Consider the following 3,283-nt stretch of genomic DNA (forward strand, 5'->3'; position numbering starts at 1 on the left):
GTCCCGCCGTGAGTAGCACCGCGCCGCACACGATCGTGACGTTGGCGCCAGACACCGCGGTCAGATGCGTCAGGCCGGCGATCCGGAACTCCGTCACGGTGTCCTCGGTCATCGCGACCGTCTCTCCGAGCACCAGCGCGGGAAGCATCGCCGCCTGATCGGCGGGTAGCACCGCCCGAGCCGCGTCGGCGAACTTGGCCCGCACGGCTGCCGCGCCGCGCTGCACCGCACTGGCAGTGCCCAGCCTCGGCTCGCCGGTCGCCGCAAGGACCGCCACGGACAGATCACGCCGGGTTGGCCGCGAGATCCTGGCGCGGAAGGCGGCGGGGCGGCCCGCGGTCAGATCGCCGTAGTCGAACGCCGACGCGAAGACCAGGACACGACCACTCGCCGGGTCGCCGTCGAGCGACTTCAACGCGCCACGAAACATCATCCGGGTGGCGCCGAGGAACCGTGGGGACTCGCTCGGCGTGACCACGACCGAGGCCGTCGCCCCGTAGTGCGACACGATCGGATGGTGACGCACGTCGTCGACCCGCAGGCCGACGGCGATGGCGAAGGCGATCCCGACCACAGCGACGGCGAGCACCGAGGGCCAGACCGCAGCTGACGTTCTCGCCGGGCCGCTCCTCAGCCGCCACGCAACCACGGCGGTCACGGTCGCCGCAACGCCCACCGACCAGAGCGCCGCCGACGGGCTCCATAGGATGCCCACCACCGTCACGGTCCAGCTGGTCAGGGCCGCGGGGACCAGGCGGACGTCGAGTGAGGTGCTGCCGGAGGGATGAGTCGTCACACATGAACCAGCGCACGGAGCTTCTCCAGCCGCGCAGGCCCGATACCGTCTACCTCGCCGAGTTGGTCCACGCCTGCGAACCGTCCGTTGGCGTCCCGCCACGCGATGATCGCGGTCGCAGTGACGGGGCCGACGCCGGGCAGCTCCTCGAGCTGCTCGGCGGTCGCCGTGTTGAGGTCGACCAAACCGTCTGCGGCTGATCGCTTCTCACCAGGGGCCGAGGCGGTCGGCGAGGCACCGGGCGCCGAGCTGATCGAACTTCCCATCGCAGGCGGCGCACCGGGCGGCGAGGAGATCCCGACGATGATCTGTTCGCCGTCACTCACCCGCCGGGCCATGTTGAGCCCGACGAGATCGGCGCCGTCGAGCGGACCACCAGCGGCCGTCAACGCGTCGGCAACGCGCGCGCCAGCGCCGAGCGTGACCAGTCCGGGCTGGTGCACCAACCCCGCCACACTCACGACGACCGGCGCGCCCGGGGGCGCAGGTCCCCCGCTGGGAGCGGGCGCGGCAGACGAAACCATCTGCACCGGAGGCAGTTTCGCCGACGTGACCGCGGGTCCGTCGTCCCGCATCAACGTGAACACCGTCACCAGCACGGCGATGGCGCCGACGATGCCGAGACCGATGACACCAGCCCTGCCTGGGTCGGCCCGCACCGTCGCGATCCAGTTCGACGCTCCCCCGGCCGTGGCCTCGGGCAGCCATCGAGACAGCGAGGTGTCCGACTCCTCGGCATCGGGAAGTCCCTCAGCGGTCTCGTCGTCCTGGGTTCGCTGCCCGCTGAGTCGGCGCTCTACCCTGTCGACCGGTCGTTCGGTGCGCATGCCGCGACGGTAGGGGCAGCGCCCGACCACACGGGTCCCCACGGCAGCCACAGCGGCGCGGCTGTGGATGAAGCCCGGACTGTGGATTACCTACGGACGCCTTAGCCCCATCCGTCGTCCCGCCAGCACACCCAGTCGATCTCGACCAGCGCGCCGACGGCAAGACCGGTGACACCGACACAGGTGCGCGACGGCAGCCGCCCAGGAAACCACTTGGCGTAGGCAGCGTTGAAGGCGGCGTAGTCGTCCCAGTCCAACAGGTAGGCACGCACCGAGACCACGTCGGCCAACCCGCCTCCGCAGAGTTCGGTGACGCGCAGCAGGTTGTGCAGCACCTGGTCGGTCTGGGTGCTCACCTCGCCGCCCACCACGGCGCCGTCGATCCCGGTGGGCATCTGACCGGTGACGTACAGCGTCTGCGCCGCCGCGGTGGCGTGCGCGAACGGCGCCACCGCGGGTGGCACGCCGTCGTCGGGGGTGAACGTGAACGCGCGGATCCCGGTCATCCGGCGATCATGCCAGCGAGGTCGAGCGAATCGATCACCCGCCGCGCCCGCGGTGTACATACTCCGGATACCGTCCACCGTGGCACCGTCGAGCACGAGAAGGAGTCCTCCCGAATGAGCACACCGACCCCCGCACGGCCATTGCGGGTGATCCAGTGGACCACCGGCAACATCGGGAAGCGCTCGCTACACGCCATCATCGGACGCGACGACATGGAGCTCGTCGGGGTTTACGCGCACGGCGGCGACAAGGTGGGTCGCGACGCCGCTGAACTGGCTGGCCTCACCGAGCCCACCGGCGTGACGGCGACCAACGACGTCGACGCCCTCATCGCGCTGAAGCCCGACGCATGCTGTTACAACCCGCTGTGGCCCGACGTCGACGAGCTGACCAGACTGCTCGAAGCGGGCGTGAACGTATGCTCCAGCGCAGCGTGGATCACCGGCGGCAAGCAGTCGCCCGAGGATCTCGACCGCATCCGAAAGGCCTGCGCAGCAGGAAATTCCACCATCTTCGGCAGCGGCGCCCACCCCGGGATGACCAACATGGTCGGGATGGTGCTCTCCGGCGCCTGCGAGAACGTCGACGAGATCCGCATCACCGAGTCGGTGGACTGCTCCACCTACGAATCGGCGGGCACCCAGGCGGCGATGGGCTTCGGCCAGGATCCGAACACCCCCGGCCTCGCCGACAGCGTCCGCCGGGAGAGCGAGGTGTTCGCCGAGTCGGCGGCGATGATGGCCGACGCCATCGGCGCCACACTCGACAGGTTGACCTTCGACGTCGAGTTCACCACTGCCACCGGCGACAGCGACCTCGGCTTCATGCAGATCCCCAAGGACACCGTCGGTGGTGTCTACGGCTTCCACCGCGGTTGGGTCGGCGAGAAGAACGTCGTGAGCGTGGGATTCAACTGGACGATGGGCAGCCACGTCACGCCGCCCAAGCCGCTGGAACACGGTCACGTCATCCAGGTGTTCGGCACGCCCAACATGCGCACCGTCCTGCATTGCCTGCCCCCGCGGGACTGGAAGGAACCGGGTTTCATGGGGCTCGGCATGATCTACACGGCGATGCCGGTGACCAACGCGGTCCCGGCCGTGGTCGCGGCGGCGCCGGGGATCGTCACGCTCAAGGACCTGCCCCCGGTGAC

Annotated in this window: 4 protein-coding genes; 1 reads left to right on the plus strand and 3 read right to left on the minus strand. The window is 69.8% G+C overall.

Annotation, left to right across the window (positions count from 1 at the left end; all coding sequences use genetic code 11):
* The 3 genes from ACRDUX_RS06655 to ACRDUX_RS06665 all read right to left on the minus strand — a co-directional run.
* Nucleotides 1-796 (minus strand): ComEC/Rec2 family competence protein (locus ACRDUX_RS06655; protein ID WP_526412191.1); only part of this gene is annotated, 796 nt, incomplete at its 3' end.
* On the minus strand, nucleotides 793-1,623 hold the full coding sequence (locus ACRDUX_RS06660; protein ID WP_526412193.1) for a ComEA family DNA-binding protein: 831 nt from the start codon (nucleotides 1,621-1,623) through the stop codon (nucleotides 793-795). The genes ACRDUX_RS06660 and ACRDUX_RS06655, both read right to left, overlap by 4 nt.
* Nucleotides 1,624-1,724: 101 nt before the next feature.
* A complete protein-coding gene (locus ACRDUX_RS06665) occupies nucleotides 1,725-2,129 on the minus strand; it encodes a RidA family protein (protein WP_526412195.1) in 405 nt (134 codons plus the stop codon).
* 114 nt (nucleotides 2,130-2,243) lie between these two features.
* Here ACRDUX_RS06665 and ACRDUX_RS06670 point away from each other — a divergent pair.
* Nucleotides 2,244-3,283, plus strand: a 1,040-nt coding sequence (locus ACRDUX_RS06670) for an NAD(P)H-dependent amine dehydrogenase family protein (protein WP_526412197.1), incomplete at its 3' end; no start/stop codon positions are given.

The organism is Mycobacterium sp. (assembly GCF_050701675.1).
GTDB lineage: Bacteria > Actinomycetota > Actinomycetes > Mycobacteriales > Mycobacteriaceae > Mycobacterium.

Excerpts from the sequence above, each read along its gene's own strand:
- ACRDUX_RS06660 (WP_526412193.1), bottom strand. The coding sequence starts at position 1,623 with ATGCGCACCGAACGACCGGTCGACAGGGTAGAGCGCCGACTCAGCGGG.
- ACRDUX_RS06665 (WP_526412195.1), bottom strand. The coding sequence starts at position 2,129 with ATGACCGGGATCCGCGCGTTCACGTTCACCCCCGACGACGGCGTGCCA.